1 pseudogene is annotated in these 589 nt (G+C 74.5%); it reads right to left on the bottom strand.

Annotated elements, in window-relative coordinates:
- Nucleotides 1–589 (bottom strand): annotated as a pseudogene (locus FB586_RS18720) (M3 family metallopeptidase); the annotation flags it as partial.

Here is a 589-nt window from a genome sequence, read left to right as displayed (position 1 = left end):
GACCTCCTGCGCGGCGCGCTCCTTGGCGGCGTCGCCGACCCGGTCGATGAAGTCGGCGACGGCCTGGCCGGAGCCGATCATCTTGACCTCGGTGTCGTAGTCGGGCCACGACGCGTAGCCGAGCAGGTCGGCGGTCTCCCGGCGCACGGCCAGCAGGTCCTGCAGGACCTGGTCGTTGGCGGGCCACGCGACGTTGCTGGCGGCCAGGGTCAGGTCGCGGCGGGCGTCGCCGTCGGAGCCGAAGGTCACGAACGGCACCAGGTCGGGGTAGTCGGTCGTCAGGGTGACCAGGCCGTCGTCGTCCGGCTCGTGGGTGGCGCGGTAGTCCTCGGGCAGCCCGGCGAGCCGCTCCGGCGCGACCCGGATCGACCGCACGTCGTCACGGATGTGGCGCCCGAAGTCCTGCGACAGCCGCACCGCGCGCTCGCTGAGCTCGCGCAGCCGGTCGCGGGTCGCCTCGTCGCGGTCGACGCCGGTGCGCCGGAAGTCGCGCAGGGTGTGCTCGAGGACGCGGCGGGCGTCGTCGTCGAGCCCGGTGGGGTCGAGCGCGTCGAAGGCGGCGAAGAGGTCGCGGTCCAGGCCCAGCTCG

The sequence above is a fragment of the Cellulomonas telluris genome (assembly GCF_004886325.1).
Classification (GTDB): Bacteria; Actinomycetota; Actinomycetes; order Actinomycetales; family Cellulomonadaceae; genus Cellulomonas; species Cellulomonas telluris.
This window is presented reverse-complemented; position numbering and strand designations above follow the sequence as displayed.